At 75.1% G+C, this 17,266-nt stretch carries 15 protein-coding genes and 1 pseudogene; 13 read left to right on the plus strand and 3 right to left on the minus strand.

Annotated features, from left to right (window positions below; all coding sequences use genetic code 11):
• Positions 1-42 precede the first annotated feature (42 nt).
• The gene (locus tag A6A08_RS26625; RefSeq protein WP_073705406.1) at positions 43-747 is read right to left on the minus strand and encodes a GntR family transcriptional regulator; all 705 of its coding nucleotides are present in this window, start codon (positions 745-747) and stop codon (positions 43-45) included.
• A gap of 706 nt (positions 748-1,453) precedes the next feature.
• Here A6A08_RS26625 and A6A08_RS26630 point away from each other — a divergent pair.
• The 6 genes from A6A08_RS26630 to A6A08_RS26655 all read left to right on the plus strand — a co-directional run bounded on the left by A6A08_RS26630 (position 1,454) and on the right by A6A08_RS26655 (position 7,608).
• Positions 1,454-2,416, plus strand: a complete 963-nt coding sequence (locus A6A08_RS26630) for an ABC transporter substrate-binding protein (RefSeq protein ID WP_073705450.1) — start codon at positions 1,454-1,456, stop codon at positions 2,414-2,416.
• Positions 2,417-2,507: 91 nt separating this feature from the next.
• Positions 2,508-3,476 (plus strand): ABC transporter substrate-binding protein, encoded by a 969-nt coding sequence (locus A6A08_RS26635; RefSeq protein ID WP_073705407.1) that lies wholly within the window; start codon positions 2,508-2,510, stop codon positions 3,474-3,476.
• Entirely contained in the window at positions 3,473-4,336 is an 864-nt protein-coding gene (locus A6A08_RS26640) for an ABC transporter permease (protein WP_073705408.1), read from the plus strand. The genes A6A08_RS26635 and A6A08_RS26640 overlap by 4 nt, the downstream gene beginning before the upstream one ends.
• Entirely contained in the window at positions 4,333-5,160 is an 828-nt protein-coding gene (locus A6A08_RS26645; protein WP_083609301.1) for an ABC transporter permease, read from the plus strand. The genes A6A08_RS26640 and A6A08_RS26645 overlap by 4 nt, the downstream gene beginning before the upstream one ends.
• Positions 5,161-5,245: 85 nt before the next feature.
• Positions 5,246-6,049 carry an ABC transporter ATP-binding protein gene (locus tag A6A08_RS26650; protein ID WP_073705409.1) on the plus strand — a complete coding sequence of 268 codons (804 nt, stop codon included), beginning with the start codon at positions 5,246-5,248 and terminating at the stop codon, positions 6,047-6,049.
• A gap of 98 nt (positions 6,050-6,147) precedes the next feature.
• Entirely contained in the window at positions 6,148-7,608 is a 1,461-nt protein-coding gene (locus tag A6A08_RS26655; RefSeq protein ID WP_073705410.1) for an aldehyde dehydrogenase family protein, read from the plus strand.
• A gap of 242 nt (positions 7,609-7,850) precedes the next feature.
• On the opposite strand, the gene A6A08_RS26660 is transcribed toward A6A08_RS26655, so the two are convergent.
• Positions 7,851-8,810 carry a LysR family transcriptional regulator gene (locus A6A08_RS26660; RefSeq protein WP_073705411.1) on the minus strand — a complete coding sequence of 320 codons (960 nt, stop codon included), beginning with the start codon at positions 8,808-8,810 and terminating at the stop codon, positions 7,851-7,853.
• Positions 8,811-8,879: 69 nt separating this feature from the next.
• Here A6A08_RS26660 and A6A08_RS26665 point away from each other — a divergent pair, with 69 nt between their 5' ends.
• Both A6A08_RS26665 and A6A08_RS26670 read left to right on the plus strand, forming a co-directional pair.
• Positions 8,880-10,139, plus strand: coding sequence for an MFS transporter (locus A6A08_RS26665; RefSeq protein WP_073705412.1), 1,260 nt, complete (start codon positions 8,880-8,882; stop codon positions 10,137-10,139).
• A 40-nt stretch (positions 10,140-10,179) separates the two neighbouring features.
• The gene (locus A6A08_RS26670; protein ID WP_073705413.1) at positions 10,180-10,950 is read left to right on the plus strand and encodes a sugar phosphate isomerase/epimerase; all 771 of its coding nucleotides are present in this window, start codon (positions 10,180-10,182) and stop codon (positions 10,948-10,950) included.
• A 29-nt stretch (positions 10,951-10,979) separates the two neighbouring features.
• Here A6A08_RS26670 and A6A08_RS26675 read toward each other — a convergent pair whose 3' ends face one another.
• Positions 10,980-12,248, minus strand: coding sequence for an MFS transporter (locus A6A08_RS26675; RefSeq protein WP_073705414.1), 1,269 nt, complete (start codon positions 12,246-12,248; stop codon positions 10,980-10,982).
• A 104-nt stretch (positions 12,249-12,352) separates the two neighbouring features.
• Between A6A08_RS26675 and amiA the strand changes: the two genes are divergently transcribed.
• The 5 genes and pseudogenes from amiA to A6A08_RS28080 all read left to right on the plus strand — a co-directional run.
• A complete protein-coding gene (amiA, locus tag A6A08_RS29040; RefSeq protein ID WP_242422929.1) occupies positions 12,353-12,469 on the plus strand; it encodes a streptamidine family RiPP in 117 nt (38 codons plus the stop codon).
• A gap of 614 nt (positions 12,470-13,083) precedes the next feature.
• Positions 13,084-13,374 carry a hypothetical protein gene (locus tag A6A08_RS28415; protein WP_199867056.1) on the plus strand — a complete coding sequence of 97 codons (291 nt, stop codon included), beginning with the start codon at positions 13,084-13,086 and terminating at the stop codon, positions 13,372-13,374.
• Complete coding sequence (locus A6A08_RS26685) at positions 13,371-14,834, plus strand: CocE/NonD family hydrolase (RefSeq protein ID WP_073705416.1); 1,464 nt, start codon at positions 13,371-13,373, stop codon at positions 14,832-14,834. Before A6A08_RS28415 ends, A6A08_RS26685 begins: the two co-directional genes overlap by 4 nt.
• Entirely contained in the window at positions 14,831-16,177 is a 1,347-nt protein-coding gene (locus tag A6A08_RS26690; protein WP_073705417.1) for a YcaO-like family protein, read from the plus strand. Before A6A08_RS26685 ends, A6A08_RS26690 begins: the two co-directional genes overlap by 4 nt.
• Before the next feature lie 101 nt (positions 16,178-16,278).
• Positions 16,279-17,266, plus strand: a pseudogene (locus tag A6A08_RS28080) (hypothetical protein); the annotation flags it as partial.

The following is a 17,266-nucleotide window of genomic DNA, read 5'->3' on the forward strand; positions in this document are numbered from 1 at the left end:
CGTGAAGGTTAGGTTAGCCTACCCATCCCGTGCTTGCCGCATTCAGGCGGGGGCGTCGCCGGGGCGTTCCACGCGGGGCTCCTGCCGGGGGGCGGCCAGCATCCGTACCAGCGCCCGCCGTGCGGAGTCCACGTGCTCCTCGGCCGCCTCGGTCAGGGCGCGGGTGTCGCCCCGCTCCAGCATCCGCACCATCTGGCGGTGCTCCTCCACCACCACCGACCGGTACTGGGCGTGGCCCAGGCGGATGCGGGTCAGCTGGAACAGGTACACCTGGGAGCGCACGCCGTACCAGGCCTGGGTCAGGCGGTCGTTGCCCGCGATCTCGTAGACACGGTCGTGGAAGGCCATGTCCAGGGAGAGCAGGGTGGGGGCGTCGGTGCCCGAGGCCAGGGCCCGCTCCAGCGCGTCGGTCAGGACCGACAGTTCCGCCAGGCGTTCGGGGGTGGCACGGTCGGCCGCCGTGCCGGTGGCCAGACGCTCCAGTGCGGCACGCACCGTGTAGACCTCGTCCACGTCGGCGGGGCTCATGTCGATCACGCGGGCGCCGCGGTGCCACTCGCTGCGTACCAGTCCCTCGCGTTCCAGGATGGCCAGTCCTTCGCGGACCGAGCCGCGGCTGACCTCCAGGGAGGTGGCCAGCTCCACCTCGCGCAGGGCCGCACCGGGCTGTACCAGCCCCTCGAAGATGGCATCGCGGATGCGGTCGGCCGCCTCGTGTGCCAGTCCGCGCCGCCGCGCCCTGCGCATAGCTTTCCCTTCGAGTCCGCCCCCGGTCCGTGCCCTCTGGCGCCGGGTCGAGTGTACGGGTGCGTCCGGAGGCGGGGGGGGCGTCTCGGGCACCGGTTTACTTCTACGTTCAAATGTTGACATCCGGACAATCCCTGTCCGAGGATGAGGAATCGAGGGGATTTCCGTGCCCGTTGTCCGGGTTCCGTCCTGATCCGGACGGCGGGCACGCCCCTTGTCGAGCCGCCCCGCCGAGGCGCCCGCGTCCGGGCCGACCACGGCCGGGTCGAGGCCGCGCGCCGATGACGCCGGAGGCCGCGGGCGCGAAAGCCCGAAGGCGGTGGCCCCCTCTCCTCTCCATGCGCGCACCGGACGCGCCCCCGTCCGCCCGGCGGATCCCGCCCCGACGGCGCCGGTGCGTGTGCCCGCCGCGGGCCCTGAACGCTCCGACCGGTGTGCGGACACCCATGGCGTTCACTATGCGAACGATCATTCATATCGCGAACGCTGGCCGAGCCTAGTGGGGTTCCGCGTGCAGGGCAAAGCGGCCCCGAAGGCGTCCTGACCAGGCACGGTCATCCCATCACCGGCTGTTCACGAGTTGGAAATGTGCCCTTCCGTTGTCTTGACCGGATGAAGTGGATCACTTATGTTCGCCAGAAGAACACGTGTTCGCTAAACGTACAACAACGGGCGGTAGCGCCCCATGAACCGGCTGGAGTCCCTGATGCGCCGAACGTTGGCCGCCCTCACCACGGGCGCGGCACTGCTGGCCGCCACCGCGTGCGGCTCACCGGAGGCCGATTCCGACTCCGGTGGCCTGACCACGGTCACCGCGGGGGTCATCCCCATCGTCGACGTCGCCCCCGTCTACCTCGGCGTGGACCAGGGCTTCTTCGAGGAACACGGCATCGACCTGCGGCTGGAGTCCAGCTCCGGCGGCGCCGCCATCGTGCCCGGTGTCGTCAGCGGCGAGTTCGACCTGGGATTCAGCAACCTCGTCTCGCTCATCGTCGCCCGCGATCAGGGCCTGCCCCTGACCACCCTCACCAACGGCGTCACCACCACCGGCGAGCAGGGCGCGGACCTCGGCGGCGTGTTCGTCCCCGAGGACAGCCCCGTCCAGGACGCCTCCGACCTGGAGGGCCTCACCGTGGCCAGCAACAACCTCAAGAACATCGGTGACACGACCGTGCGCCAGTCCGTGCGCGCGGCCGGGGGAGACCCCGCCTCGGTGGAGTTCATCGAGCTGCCCTTCCCCGACATGCCCGCCGCCCTGGACAGCGGCCAGGTCGACGCGGTCTGGGCGGTGGAGCCCTTCGCCTCGATCATCCGCCAGGCCGGGCACCGCGAGATCGCCTCCAACTTCGTCGACACCCACCCCGAGCTGTCGGTGGCCGCCTACTTCACCTCCGAGCAGCGCCTGGCCGAGGACCCCGAGCTCTTCGCCGACATCACCGCCGCCCTGGAGGAGTCCCTGGCCTACGCCCAGGACAACCCCGACGAGGTCCGCCGGATCATCTCCACCTACACCGAGATCGAGCAGAGCGTCATCGACGAGCTGGTCCTGCCCCGCTTCCCCGCCGACATCAACCAGGAGTCGGTGCGGACCCTGGCCGAGCTGATGGTCACCGACGGCCTCATCGAGTCCGAGCCCGAACTGGACGCCCTCTACGGCTCCCAGGAGTGACCCCGTCCCCCGGGCCCGGAGGACGCCCGCCCTCCCCGCCGGTCCCCGGCGCACTCCACCCCATCCCCCGTTTCCCTCGCAGGAGAAGACCATGACCGCGACACGAACCGCCCTGGCAGCGCTGGCCGCCGGTACGGCGCTCACCCTGGCCGCCACGGCCTGCGGCAACGACACCGGCGGCGGCACGGCCGAGGGCGGGCTCACCCCCGTCACGGTCGGAGTCCTGCCCATCACCGCGGTCGCCCCCCTCTACCTCGGCGTCGAGAAGGGCCTGTTCGAGGAGCAGGGACTGGACGTGACCATCGAGACCGGCGGCGGGGGCGCCACCACCGTCCCCCGCATCGTCAGCGGCGAACTCGACTTCGCCTTCGGCAACGTGGTCTCCCTCATCGTGGCCCGCGCACAGGGTCTGCCCCTGACCGTGGTCGCCAACGGCATGACCACCACCGGCGACGCCGACACCGACTACAGCGCCCTGGTCGTCCCCGAGGGCAGCGACATCACCGCCCCGGCCCAACTACAGGGCGCCACCGTGGCCATCGACAACCTGCGCAACATCGGCGACACGTCCGTGCGGAACTCGGTACGCCTGGACGGCGGCGACGCCACCGACATCGACTTCGTCGAACTGGCCTTCCCCGACATGGTCGGCGCCATGGACAACGGCCAGGTCGACGCGGCCTGGGTGGTCGAACCCTTCCTGACCATCGCCCTGGAGCAGGGCGCCACCCCCATCGCCGCGAACTTCGTCGAGCTCGACCCCGAGCTGTCCATCGCCACCTACTTCACCAGTGACGAGCTCATCGCCTCCGACCCCGACACGGTCGACGCCTTCACCGAGGCCATGAACGCCTCCCTGGCCCACGCCGAGGCCAACCCCGACGAGACCGAGCAGATCCTGACCTCCTACACCGAGATCGACCCCGAGATCATCGACGAGCTGCGCTGGCCGCGCTTTGAGACCGAGATCGACCGCGGTGCCCTGGAGAGCGTCACCGAACTGATGGTCACCGACGGCCTGATCGGCTCCGAACTCGACCTGGACACCTTCATCCGATGACCGAAACCACCGCACAAGGCCCCCCGCGCGGGCGCCCCGAGGCTTCCAAGGGAACCGGGGGGCGCCGCCCGCGCGGGGCCGCCCGCACGGGCAGCAGCAAACCACTCCTCGGCGCCGTGGGCGTCATGGCATTCCTGGGAACGTGGGAGGCCGTGCCCCACACGGGCCTGGTCTCCGCGCGTTACCTGCCCCCGGCCTCGGAGGTCCTGGCCTCCCTGGCCCGGCGCGCCACCACACCCGGCTTCTGGACCGCGGTCGGCGACACCCTCCTCGGGTGGGCCCTGGGGCTGGCCATCGCCTTCGTCGCCGCCGTCGTGCTCGGCTTCGCCCTGGGCGCCCTGCCGCGGGTGCGCGCCTTCACCACCTCCACGGTGGACTTCCTGCGCCCCATCCCGTCGGTGGCGCTCATCCCGCTGGCCGTGCTGATGTACGGCACCGACATCCGCTCCACCCTGCTCCTGGTGGTCTACGCCTGCTTCTGGCTCATCTACATCCAGGTGCTCTACGGTGTGGCCGACGTGGACCCGGTCGCCGAGCAGACCGCCCGCTCCTACGGGCTGGGCCGCCTGGCCCGGATCCGCCACGTGGTCTGGCCCACGACGCTGCCCTACCTGATGACCGGGGTGCGCCTGGCCGCCGCGGTCGCCCTCATCCTGTCCATCACCGCCCAGCTGATCATCGGCTCTCCCGGCATCGGCCGCGAGATCGCCGTCGCCCAGTCCAGCGGCGCCGTCTCCTCGGTCTACGCGCTCATCGTCGCCACCGGCGCCCTGGGCGTGCTGATCAACATCGGGGTGCGCGCCCTGGAGCGCCGCGTCCTGCGCTGGCACACGTCCGTCCGCGGGGAGGCCACCGCATGAGCAGCCAGTCCACCGCCCCGAGCACCGGGTCCCGCGCCGGGGCCTCCGTGCGGCGCGCGGGCACCAAGGTCGTGCACGTGCTGCTGCTGCCCGCGCTGCTCATCGGCCTCTACGCCTACTCCAGCGCCAACTCCGACAGCTACTACACGCCCACCCCCGACCTCATCGCCGCGGCGTTCGTCGAGCTGTGGTTCTCCGAGCGCTTCTTCGCGGACGTGCTGCCGAGCCTGGCCCGCCTGGCCGCCGGCTTCGCCGTCTCCGCGGTGCTGGGTGTGGGCCTGGGCGTGCTGCTGGGGCTGTCCACCAGGGTGCGCGCCCTGTTCGAGCCGGTCCTGGAGTTCCTGCGGGCCATCCCGCCGCCCGTCCTGGTGCCGCTGATGATCCTGCTCGCCGGGATCGACGACTCCATGAAGGTCCTGGTCATCGTCTCCGGCTGCGTGTGGCCCGTCCTGCTCAACACCGTCGAGGGGGTGCGCGCGGTGGACCCCGTCCTGGCCGACACCGCCCGCTGCTACGGGATCACCGGAACCACGAGGCTGCGTGTGCTCGTGCTGCGCTCGGCCAGCCCGCAGATCATGGCCGGGCTGCGCCTGGCGCTGGCGCTGGCCATCATCCTGATGGTCATCAGCGAGATGTTCGCCAGCTCCAGCGGCCTGGGCTTCGCCATCGTGCAGTTCCAGCGCACCTTCGCCATCCCCGAGATGTGGGCGGGCATGGTGCTGCTGGGACTGGTCGGCTTCGTCCTGTCGACCCTGTTCGAACTCGCCGAGGGCCGCGTCCTGGGCTGGTACCGCGGCCTGCGCGCCGCCAACCGGGGGGAGTGAGCCGATGAGCGCGAACAGCGCCGGCGCGGGCGCGTACACCGGGAGCCCGGGCGCCACGACGAACCACCAAGGAGAACGTCCCACCATGCTCAAGGTCACCGGCCTGCAGAAGATCTACAACGGGGGAGCCAGCGCGGTCGAGGCCGTGCGCGACCTGACCTTCGACCTCGGCGAGGGCGAACTCGTCTGCCTCGTGGGCCCCTCCGGTTGCGGCAAGACCACCCTGCTCAAGTGCATCGCCGGGCTCATGCCGCCCACCAGCGGCACCGTCGAGCTCGCCGGCCAGAGCGTGACCGCGCCGCCGCCGGGCATGGCCGTGGTCTTCCAGGAGTACGGGCGCAGCCTCTTCGCCTGGATGAGCGTGCGCGCCAACGTCGAGCTGCCGCTGAAGGAGAAGCGGATCCCGCGCGGGCGGCGCGACGAGCTGGTCGACGAGTCGCTGGAGGCGGTGGGGCTGACCAGGTTCGCCGACGCCTACCCCTGGCAGCTCTCGGGCGGTATGCAGCAGCGTGTGGCCATCGCCCGGGCCATCGCCTACGAGCCCCAGGTCCTGCTGATGGACGAACCCTTCGCGGCCGTGGACGCCCAGACCCGCGCCGACCTGGAGGACCTCATCCGCCAGATCTGGCAGCGCATGGGGGTGACCGTGCTGTTCGTCACCCACGACATCGACGAGGCCGTCTACCTGGGGGAGCGGGTGCTGGTGCTGTCCTCCTCTCCGACCGTGGTACAGGACGACATCACCGTCGACCTGCCGACCGAGCGCGACCAGCTCACCACCCGCCAGGACGAGCGCTTCACCGAGCTGCGCGCCCGCGTCTACGCCCAGATCCAGCAGGCCAAGAACGGCACGGGGGCGGACCAGGACGCCGCCTCCGTCGCGCCCTAGCCCAGTACACCGACCGCCGCGGACGGGGCGGGCCCGCGTGCGCCACCCGCCTCCGCTCCGTGCGCGCAGAGAGCACCGAATCCGTCGAAGGAGACACCGTGACCCTGATCGCCGCCGAGGACTACACCTCCGCCGTCTTCACCGGGGCCTGGACGCCGGCCAGGGGCGGCGACGCCCCCGTGGTCTCGCCCTCCACCGGAACCGTCCTGGGCCGCACCGGCATCGCCGACGCCGAGGACGTGCGCGAGGCGGGCGCCCGGGCCGCCCGGGCCCAGCGCGCGTGGGCGGCCGCCTCCTTCGAGGAGCGCGCCGCCGTGCTGCGCCGCGCCGGGGACCTGCTGGAGGCCCACTCCGAGGAGATCATGGGCTGGCTGCGCCGCGAGGGCGGGGCGGCGGCCGGGATGGCGGGCTTCCAGGTGCACGTGGCGGCGGGGGAGTGCTTCGAGGCGGCGGCCCTGGCCTCCCAGCCGCACGGCGAGATCCTGCGCACCGGCAAGCCGAGGCTGAGCTTCTCCCGCCAGGTGCCGGTCGGGGTGGTCGGGGTGATCGCCCCGTTCAACGTGCCCCTGATCCTGGGCATCCGCTCGGTGGCCCCGGCGCTGGCCGTGGGCAACGCGGTCATCCTCAAGCCGGACCCGCGCACGGCCGTGTGCGGCGGCGCGGTCATGGCGGAGGTCTTCCGCCGTGCGGGTGTGCCCGAGGGCGTCTTCCAGGTACTGCCGGGCGGGGCGGAGGCCGGTGAGGCCCTGGTCGCCGACCCGCACGTGCGCGTGATCTCCTTCACCGGCTCCACACAGGCCGGGCGCAAGGTGGGCGAGGCCGCCGGGCGCCACCTCAAGCGCGCCCACCTGGAGTTGGGCGGCAACTCGCCGCTGGTGGTCCTGGACGACGTGGACGTGGTCTCGGCGTCCTCGATCGGCGCGTGGGGGTCGTTCCTGCACCAGGGGCAGATCTGCATGACCACCGGCCGTCACCTGGTGCACGAGGCCGTGGCCGACGAGTACGTGGAGCGGCTGGCGGCCAGGGCCGACGCGCTGACCGTGGGCGACACCGAGGTCGACGGCGCGGCACTGGGGCCGGTCATCGACGCCGGGCAGCGCGACAAGATCCACGCTCTGGTCACGGGAAGCGTGGAGGCGGGTGCGCGGCTGCGCGCGGGCGGCACCTACGAGGGGCTGTTCTACCGGCCCACCGTCCTGGACCGGGTGCGGGCCCAGACCCCGGCCTACGCCGAGGAGGTGTTCGGCCCCGTGGCCCCGGTGGTGCGCTTCTCCTCGATCGACGAGCTGGTGGAGCTGGCCAACTCCACCGAGTACGGGCTGTCCCTGGGGGTGCTGACCAGCAACCCGATGCGGGGGATGGAGATCGCCGACCGGGTGCCCAGCGGCATCGTGCACATCAACGACCAGACCGTGGACGACGAGGCCGTCGCCCCGTTCGGCGGAGTGGGCGACTCGGGTACGGGTTCGCGGTTCGGCGGGACCCGCGCCAACCTGGAGGCCTTCACCGAGACCCAGTGGGTGACGATGCAGGCCGACCCGGCGCGCTACCCCTTCTAGGGGAGCGGCCCGGGGGCCCGCCGGACGCGTACCGTGTGTGCGGCGGGACCCCCGGGCCCCGGACGGAGACGTCCCCCGTCGCCTCCCAGCGGGCGCATGACCAGTGCGCTTACGCCGCCCGGCCGACTCCTCGACGGTGCCGGGGACTCGGGCGGGGGCGGCCGGGCGCTCCAGGTCGGCCTCCACGGCCACGGCGCGGGCGCTGTGTACGGCCGGGGCCGCGAGCATGGCCCGGTCCCGCCTCACCCGGTCATGTCGGGGATGACGCTGGGGCCCACCCGCCGCACGTAGTCGCGGAACAGCGCCACCGCCGGGGGCTCGTACCCGCCGCCCGAACCCTCCTCGGGCCAGACCACTCCGATGGGCCGACGGGCGTCCACGCCACGCAGCGGCAGCTCCACCGTCCCGCTCAGCGGTCCCTTGGGCCGCGCGGGCAGGACCGACACCCCCAGGCCCGCCGCCACCAGCCCGCGCGCGGTGGCGATGTCGTCGGCCTCGAAGGCCACCCGGGGTGTGAACCCGGCCCGCTCGTTCAGCCGGTCGGTGAGGTGGCGCACGCCCCGTCCCGGCTTGAGCAGGACGAACTCCTCGCGCGCCGCGGCGCCGCCCGTCACCCCCCGCTCCCGCTCCCGTGCCAGCGGGTGTCCCTCGGGCACCACCAGCCGCAGCGTCTGCGTGTGCAGCGTCGCCGACGCCAGTCCCTGCCCCGACGGCAGCGGCGAGGTCAGCGCCAGGTCGGCGCCGCCCGCCGTGAGCCTGCGCAGCGACTGGGCCCAGGGCTCCTGGGTGAGGGAGAAGCGCACCCCCGGGTGCTCGGCCCGAAAGCCCCGCAGCAGGGCCGGGACCACCTCCACCCCCAGAGTGGGCAGGAAGGTCAGCGCCACCCGCCCCTCCTCGGCGCCCGTCAGCTCCGTCATCCCCTGGCGCAGGTCCTGCAGCGCCCGCTCCAGGTGCGGCAGCAGCAGCCGTCCGGCCCGGGTCGGGCGCACCCCGCGCCCGCTGCGCTCCACCAGGGCCATGCCCAGCTCCTCCTGCACCCGGGCCAGCGCCCGGCTCAGGGTGGGCTGGGGCATTCCCAGGGATTCGGCGGCCTGGGTGATGTGTCCGGTCGCGGCGACCGCCGCCACCATCCACAGCCTCGGCGCCAGTACCCGTGCCAGCGCGTCCGCGTCGGTGCTGTCGGGGCGTTCTCCACGTTCCATGCATTTCAGTATGGGGCAACGTGAAATCATGTATTGGACGTATGAAAAGGGTCTTCCTAGCGTGGGGGCATGACCCTGACCAGCGCCTCGCCGCCCGACCACGACACCCGGCCCCGTGCGGGCACCAGCGCCTACCGGCGCACGGTCGTCGCGCTGGTGGCCGCCGCCGTGGCGACCTTCGCCCAGCTGTGGTCGGTCCAGCCGATCCTGCCGGCCATCGCCGACGGCTTCGGCGCCTCGGCCTCCCAGGCCGCGCTCTCGGTCTCCCTGGCCACCGGCGGCCTGGCCGGTTTCACCCTGGTGTGGAGCGGTGCCGCCGACCGCTTCGGCCGCGCCCGGGTCATCGCCGTCTCCCTGCTGGCCGCGACCGTGCTGGGGTGCCTGACCCCCTTCGCTGGGGAACTGTGGCTGCTGCTGGGCCTGCGCGCCCTGCAGGGTGCCGCACTGGGCGGGGTGCCCGCGGCCGCCGTCGCCTACCTGGCCGAGGAGATCCACCCCTCCGACGCCCCGCGCGCCACGGGCCTGTACATCGCGGGCAACCCGCTGGGCGGTATGGGCGGGCGCCTGCTGGCCGGGTTCGCCACCGACCTGGGCGGCTGGCAGTGGGGGATCGCCGCCAACACCCTCCTGGGCCTGGCCGCACTGGCCGTGTTCGCCCTGGTGCTTCCCCGCGGTCGGCGCCGCTCCGGCGCCGGTGGCGGAGCGGCCCGGGCCGGGGCGGCGCCGGCCGCTCCCGGGATGGGCGGGCGCCTGCGCGCCGCCCTGGCCACGCGCGGCCTGCCCGCCCTGTACGCCCAGGCCCTGCTGCTCATGGGCGCCTTCATGACGGTCTACAACCTGTTGGGCTTTCGCCTCATGGGCGAGCCCTTCTCCCTGTCCCAGGCCGCCGCCTCGCTGCTCTTCCTGTCCTACACCGCGGGGATGCTGGGCTCGGCCGTGGCCGGCGGCGCCGTCGCCCGCCGGGGCGGCTACGCCGTGCTGGCCACCTCCACCGCGCTGATGGCCGCCGGTCTGGGCGGGCTGTTCAGCACGGCCCTGCCCGGGCTGCTGGCTGCCCTGGTGGTGCTGACGTTCGCCTTCTTCTCCGCCCACGCCACCGCCTCGGCCTGGGTGGGCGCCCGCGCGGTGGCCGGGCGCGCCCAGGCCATGGCGGTCTACACCCTGGCCTACTACCTGGGCTCCAGCCTGTTCGGGTGGCTGGGCGGCCTGGTCTACGACACCGTGGGCTGGAGCGGCGCGGTGGTCTTCGCGCTGGGGCTGTGCGCGAGCGCGGCGCTGGTGGGCCTGCGCCTGCGCTCCCTGCCGGGGGCCGGCTCCACCCCTGCGTGACTATGATAATCATTGTCACCTACCTCCAGGAGGAGCCCCCATGATCGTCCCCGGCCTGGCCTCGGTCACCTTCCGCCACCTGAGCAGCGAGGAGGTCGTCGACCTCGCCGCCCAGGCCCGCCTCGGCATGCTGGAGTGGGGCGCCGACGTCCACGTGCGCCCCGGCGAGTACGCGCGGGCCGAGCGTGTGCGCGGGCTCTGCGCCGACGCCGGGCTGGACATCGGCACCTACGGGTCCTACTACAAGGCCGGGCACGGCGATCCCGACGATCTCGCGCCCGTCCTCGGGACCGCGGCGGCCCTGGGCGCCCGGCGGGTGCGCGTGTGGGCCGGTGTCCTGGGATCGGCCCAGGCCGCCCCGGCCGACCGCGAGCGTGTGGCCGCCGACCTGCGCCGCTGCGCCGCGCGGGCCGCCGAGCACGGGCTCGCGGTCACGGTGGAGTACCACGTGGACTCGCTGACCGACACCCTGGACTCGGCCACGCGCCTGCTCGCGCAGGCGGGTACCGGACACCGGCTGGTCCCGCACTGGCAGCCGCGCGAGGAGCCCGACACCGCCGAGTGCCTGGCCCAGGTGGGCGCCCTGCTGCCCGACCTGGCCCACGTGCACGTCTTCTCCTGGGGAGCCGACGGGTTCACCGAGCGCCTGCCCCTGGCCGAGCGCGCCGACCTGTGGCGGCCCCTCCTGGGGCTGCTGGCCCGTGACGGGGACCGGCGCGACGCGGTCCTGGAGTTCGTCCCCGACGACTCTCCCGAGGCCTTCCTGCGCGACGCCGCCTCCCTGCGGTCCTGGATCGCCGAGACCGCCTGAGCCGTCCCCCGCCGGTGCCGGGGGCCTCCTCAGTCGCCCCCTCCGGCCGCGGCCGCCTCCTCGGCCGCGGCCGGGCCCCGGACGGCCCCGGCGCGCAGCGGCGACGCCCACGCCACCACCACGCCCAGCGCCAGTACCGCCAGCCCGGCGGCCAGGCCGCCGCGCGGCCCCCACGCCGTCACCGCCACCGCGCCGGCCAGCGCCGCTCCCACGGGCTGTCCCACGCCCCAGGAGAGCATCCGCGCGGTGGTGCTCACCCGCGACTGCAGGTGGTCGGGGCTGATGCGCTGGCGATAGGTGATCGCGTTGATCACCACCACCGAGTAGGCCGCGCCCCACAGCGCCGCGCACACCGCCGCCCACAGCCAGTGGGTGCTCAGCACCACCATCACCCCGCACAGCAGGGACACCGCGAGGGCGCCCAGTGCCAGCCTGGGCGCACCCAGTACCCCGGCCAGCCTCGGCGCCAGCACCGAGGCGGCCAGCGCACCGACCCCCCAGCAGCTGAACAGGGCCGCCAGGCGGGGGTCGCCGCTGGGCGCGACCCCCAGCGTCCGGTCGGCCCAGGGCACCAGCATCGCCAGCCACGCGCCGCTGGCCGCGGAGTGGGTGGCGCCCACCAGGGTCAGCGTCCGCACGGTGGGTTCACGCCACAGGAAGCCCAGTCCCTCGCGGACCTCCTCCACCAGGGTGCGCACCCCCCGGGCCGCCCCGCCCCGGCGCGGGTGCGACAGCGGCACCGTGATCGCGCGCAGCAGCGCCGCCGAGGCCAGCGCGCTCAGCGCGTTGAGCGCGACCAGCGGCGCGGGGGCCCAGACCGCCACCGCCAGGCCCGCCAGCGCCGGAACCACCAGTTCCACGGCCGTGGTGGTGCCGTACACGCGCGCGTAGGACTCGGTCAGGCGGTCCCTGCCGACCAGGGCGGGCAGCGCGCCGAAGTTCGCGGCGTCGAAGAACACGTACAGGGTCTGGACCGCGAACGAGGCGGCCAGGACGTGGGCGGGGGTGAGCGACCCCAGGGCCCAGGCCGCCGGGACCGAGGCCAGGGCCAGGGCGGTGAGCATGTCGCAGGCCACCATCAGGCGCCGGCGGTCGAGGCGGTCGGCGACCGCGCCCGCCAGGAGTCCGAACAGCAGGTAGGGCAGTGCGCCCGTGGCGGCGGCCGCCGAGGTCCAGGCGGCCGAGCCGGTCATCTGGTACACGAGCACCGGCACGGCGACGGTGGCGACGAGGGTTCCGGCCGTGGACACCGCGCGGGAGAGCAGGTACGGGCGAAAACCCGGGGGAGCGGAATTCATGTGAACTGAGTCACCCTGTCCTGGTATAGAAAATGAAAACGGTTTTCATTATGTTAGTCCCGTCCGGTCGGCAGCCGGCACCCCCACACAGAAAGGGACCAGAGATGGACAACGTCTTCGTCCGCGTCGAGCAGGAGCGCGAACTGCCGCACAACTCCGCCAGCCACAGCAACGCCCTGGTCGAGAACCCCTTCGACACCTCCGACACCGACAACGAGTAGCCCCCGACGCGGGGCCGCCCCCTTCCGGTGCGGCCCCGCCCCGCCCCCAGGAGGCACCCATCACCCCCTCCCGCCTGCGCCCCGGAGCGGCGCTGTTCACCCACCCCGACGGCACGGCCGCGCTCCGCGCCGCCGACGGCTCCCTCTTCGACGTCGCCCTGGACACCGCCGACCTGGCCGCGGCCCGCACCGCGCTCGGCACAGGCCGGCCCGATCCCGTCCTCACGGCCTTCGCCCGCGCCGGCCACCTCGGCGCCCGCACCCCCTGGCCCCGCGAGCGGGCCCCCGTCGGCACCCTGTTCACCGCGTCCGCCACCACCGGGCACCCGGGCGTCCCGCCACCGGGCACGCGCCCGCTCGATCCGGCCCCCCTCGTCTCGGCCCTGCGCCGCGCGGGCGCCGACCCCCGCCCGCTCGACCCCGCCGGCCTGCCCGGGGCCGCCCGCGGCCTGGCCGCCCTGCTGTGGATCCACGACGGCCCCGCTCCCCGTGCCTGGAGCGACCCGCACACCCTCCCCGGCCACGGGACCGCCTGCCTGCGCGTCAGCCGCGAGGGCCGCCACGCCCTGATCGAACCCCTGACCGCGGCACCGGGGGACCCCACCCACGCCCACGTGCGGGCCCGCCGCCTGGCCGCGGCCGGATCCGGACACCGCCACCTGAGCGCCTACTGGGACGACCCCGAACCCGTCACCGGCCAGGAGGCCCTCGACCCGGCCGACGTGCACCTGATCACCGCCCTGGCCGTCCACGACCTGCGCGCCTGGGCCACCGGCGCGCCCGCGCCCGACGCGGACCCTACCCCCCGCGCCCTGCCCTGCACCCGGCGCCTGCGCGTCGTGGAACTCGACTCCGGCGCCGTCCACGACCACCCGGTCCTGCCCGTCCCCACCTGCGCGCCGTGACCACCACCGAACACCTGGACACCACCACCGCCGACGGCACCACCCTGGCCGCCACCCTGGTCCGCACCGGCGCCCCGCACACCCCGCGCCCGGCCGTGCTCATCCGCACCCCCTACGACCGTGCCGCCCTGCTGCCCGAGGCCGCCGGCTGGGCGCGCGCCGGATTCGCGTGCCTGGTCGGCGACGTCCGCGGACGCCACGGCTCCACGGGCCGCTTCCTGCCCTACCGCCACGAGGCCGCCGACGGCACCGCCGTCCTGGAACACCTGCTGGACACCGGTGCCTGCGACGGGCGCGTACTGCTCGCCGGGGCCTCCTACGGAGCCCACTGCGCGCTGACCACCGCGCTCACCCACCACCCGGCCGTGCGCGGGGTCCTGGCCGCCGTGCCCGCCCTCGGCCCCGGCGAGACCGCGCGGGAGAAGGGCGGAGCCGCCCGCCTGGCCTGCCGGGTCGGCTGGTGGACCGAACACGGCGGCACCGCACGCCCCCGGCCCCCACGGGAGCACGGCGAGCACCTGCCCGCCCTGCCGCCCACCGACATCCCCCGGCGCGTCCTGGGCACAGCCCCGCCCGGCTGGGACGCACTGTGGCGGGCCCCCGAACGCTCACCGCTGTGGGAGGAGCTCGCCCGCGCCCGCGTCCCCCTGCTGGCGGTCGGAGGCACCGGGGACCCCTTCGCCGCGCACACCCTGGACCTGGCCCGCGCCTGGGGCGGACCCGTGCGCCTCCTCATGGGCCCCTGGGGACACACCCTGGACGCCCGGGCCCCGGGCACCGCACTGGCGGGGCGGCGGATCGGCGCCTGCTACCTGGCCTGGGCCCGCGCGGCCCTCACCGCACCGCCCACCGGCCGCCGCTCCCTCATCGCCGTGGACCCCCGCGGCGCCTGGCGGCGCCTGGACGCCGGCGCCGCGCCCACCCGCGGCGTGCCCGCGCCCCTGGACCGCGGGGAGTTCACCGCCGACCCCCACCGCCCGGTGCGCTCCGACACGCCCACCGCCCACCCGACATCCACCGCCGAGGCACGGACCGGCCCCCTGCCCGCGGGAGAGCTGCGCGGCCCCCTGCACCTGCACCTGAGCGTCACCGCCGACGCCCCCGACGCCGACTGGTCCGTGCGCGTCCTGGCCGAGGCACCCGGCACGTCCGGGCCCGCCCGCCCGCTCACCCACGCCATCGCCCGGTACCGCCACGCCCCGGGCCGCCCGCGCCGCCTCCACCTGCGGACCCCCGCCGTCGGCGCCGCCCTGGCCCCCGGAACCCGCCTGCGGATCCAGATCGCCGGCCACCACTGGCCGGCACACGCCCGCAACCCCCACACCGGCGCCGACCCCGTCCGCGCCCGGCACCTGCTCCCCAGCCGCCGCACCGTCCACCAGGTGCGCCTGGGCCTGCCCTGGTACCCGCCCGGCAGCGACTCCGTCCACCCCCGCGACATCCCCGAGGAGCTCACGTGACCGCCCCCGCCCTGGACGTCGAAGCGCTCATCGACCCGCTCTGCGGCATCGTGCGCCGCCTCGTCCCCGTCGACCCGCTGCCCGGCATGCCGCCCCGCTACCGGAGCCTGACCGCCGAGGTCGCCGACGCCCGCCGCCTGGGCGCCTGGCCCGCCGACCGGGTCAGCATGGGAGCCGCCTTCGGCGACACCGACTCCGCCCGTACCGCGGCCCTGGGCGAGGCCGTCGAACGCTACTGCGGCAACCGCGTCCCCACCGGCCTGCGCGGCGCGACCCCCGCCGAGCTCACCGCCGCGGGTGAGCGCCACCTCGGCCCCGCGGAGCTGTCCTTCTTCGCCCCCTGGCAGTACGAGCAGGACGGCTTCCCCTACCGGCCCTTCACCGAGGACACCGAGGTGCTGTGGGTGCGCGGCACCGAGGACGGGGCCCACTGCTGGGTGCCCGCCTCCTGGGCCCACCTCAACTTCCACACCGGCCGGCGCCGCGACCAGCCGCGCCTGCACCACCTCAACTACGCCGGGATCGCCACCGGCGCCGACCACGCCGACGCCGCACGCCGCGGCCTGCTCGAACTCCTCGAACGCGACGCCCTCGAACTGTGGTGGCACCTGGACGGGCCCACCACCGCCATCGACCCCGCCTCCGTCCCCGGCCTGGCGGCCGAACTCGCGGGCACGCGCCTGCGCGTTCACCTGGTGCGGCTGCCCACCGAACACCCCGTGGCCTGTGTGGCGGCCGTGGTCGTGGACCCCGACACCGGGGTGGTCGGCGGGGGAGGGGCCGCACGCCTGGACCCGGCCGAGGCCTGCGTCAAGGCCGTCCTGGAGGCCGTCCACACCTGGGTGTTCACCCTGGGGCTGACCGAGGCCGGGGGCTGGGTGTTCGAGGCCGTGCGCACCGGAATCCTGGCCCGGGGGCTCTACCTGCCCTTCCGGGCCGAGCGCGACTACCTCGACCAGGCGGGGGAGCGCTTCGAACGCGTCCGCGACCTGGGCGCCCAGGTCCAGGTCTGGCTCGACCCGCGCGTGCAGGAGGGGTTCCTGCGCCGCTTCACCCGCCCCGAGCGCACCATCGGCGTCGACGACCTGCCCTCGGCCACCGAGGCCGACCTGCGCGCCGGCCTGGCCGAGCACGGGTGCCGCGTGGTGGAGGTGGACCTGACCACGCCCGACGTCGCCCACACCCCCTGGCGGGTCGTGCGCACCTGCGCCACCGGACTGGTCCCCAACGCCCCCGCGGCCTTTCGCTACCTGGGCCTGCCCCGGTGGCGGCAGGCGGCCCGCGAGCGCGGCTGGGCCGACCCCGACACCGGTGTGGTCCTGACCCCGCCGCCGTTCCTGTGACCCCGGGCCCGCGCGTGCGCCCCCGCGGCCGCCGCCCCTTCCGTGCACGTTCGCGCTACCGCCCCCGCGATTCCCGCCGCCCCGCGAACCCGGTGAATCCCATGGACCCCGCGCCCCTCCCGCCCACCGCACCCGACCCCGTGGCCGAGGCGCTGCACGCCGCCTGGCGGGGCGAGGACCCCGGCCCCACGCGCCTGTCCCACCGCCCGCCCGAGCACCGCCGCTGGCCGGGCCCCGCCCTGGAGCTGCCCCGCGCCCCCGGCCCCGGCCCGGGGCCGCTGCTCGACCTGGCCCTGGCCGCCGACCCCCGCCGCCGCACGAGGGGGGTGCGGCTGCGCCGGGTCCCCTCGGCGGGGGGCCGCTACCCGGTGGAGGCCCACCTGCTCCACGCCGGGACGGTCTGGCGCTACGACGCGCTGGACCACGCTCTGTACGCACCCGCCGCCTCCCCGCACCAGGGGACGGCCGTGGTGCTGAGCCTGGTGCCCTCGCGGACCGTGTGGCGCTACGGCCCCCGCTCCCTGCCCATCGTGCTGCTGGACCTGGGACACGCGGTCGCGGCCCTGCACGCGGCCGCCCGTGCCTGCGGGCTGCGCGCCCGCACCCTGCTGGCCCCGGGCACGTCCCTGGCCAGGTCCGCCCGCCTGCCCTGGCACGAGGGGGCCGTCCGCTGGCCCGGTGCCGCGCCGGAGCACCCCCTGGCCGTCGTCCACCTGCACGCCCGGGCCCCCGGCCGGGAGCGCGAGGCGGTGTGGCCCTCCCCCACCACCGGGAGGGCCGCGCCGGCCCCTGGCGGGTCCGCGGCCGGTCCCGCGGCCGAGTGGGAGGGCCCGCCGCCTCCGGAGGTGTCCGGCGCCGCCGCGCACCTGGTGGATGCGGCGCTCTCCTCCTTCTCCGCCGGACCCGCCGACGGCTCCGGTCGGCCTCTGCCCGTGCCCGTGCCCGGCTTCCCGGCGAGCGCCCTGCTGGCCCGCCACACCGCCGCGTGGGAGAGGGTCCTCGGCCGCCCGAGCGCGCGCCCCGGGCTCCCCCCGCCCCCGTACCCGGGCACACGGCCCCGGGGGCGGTCCGCGCCACCGCGACCGGACG

Origin of the sequence: Nocardiopsis sp. TSRI0078 (genome assembly GCF_001905145.1) — a bacterium.
Taxonomy (GTDB): Bacteria; Actinomycetota; Actinomycetes; order Streptosporangiales; family Streptosporangiaceae; genus Nocardiopsis.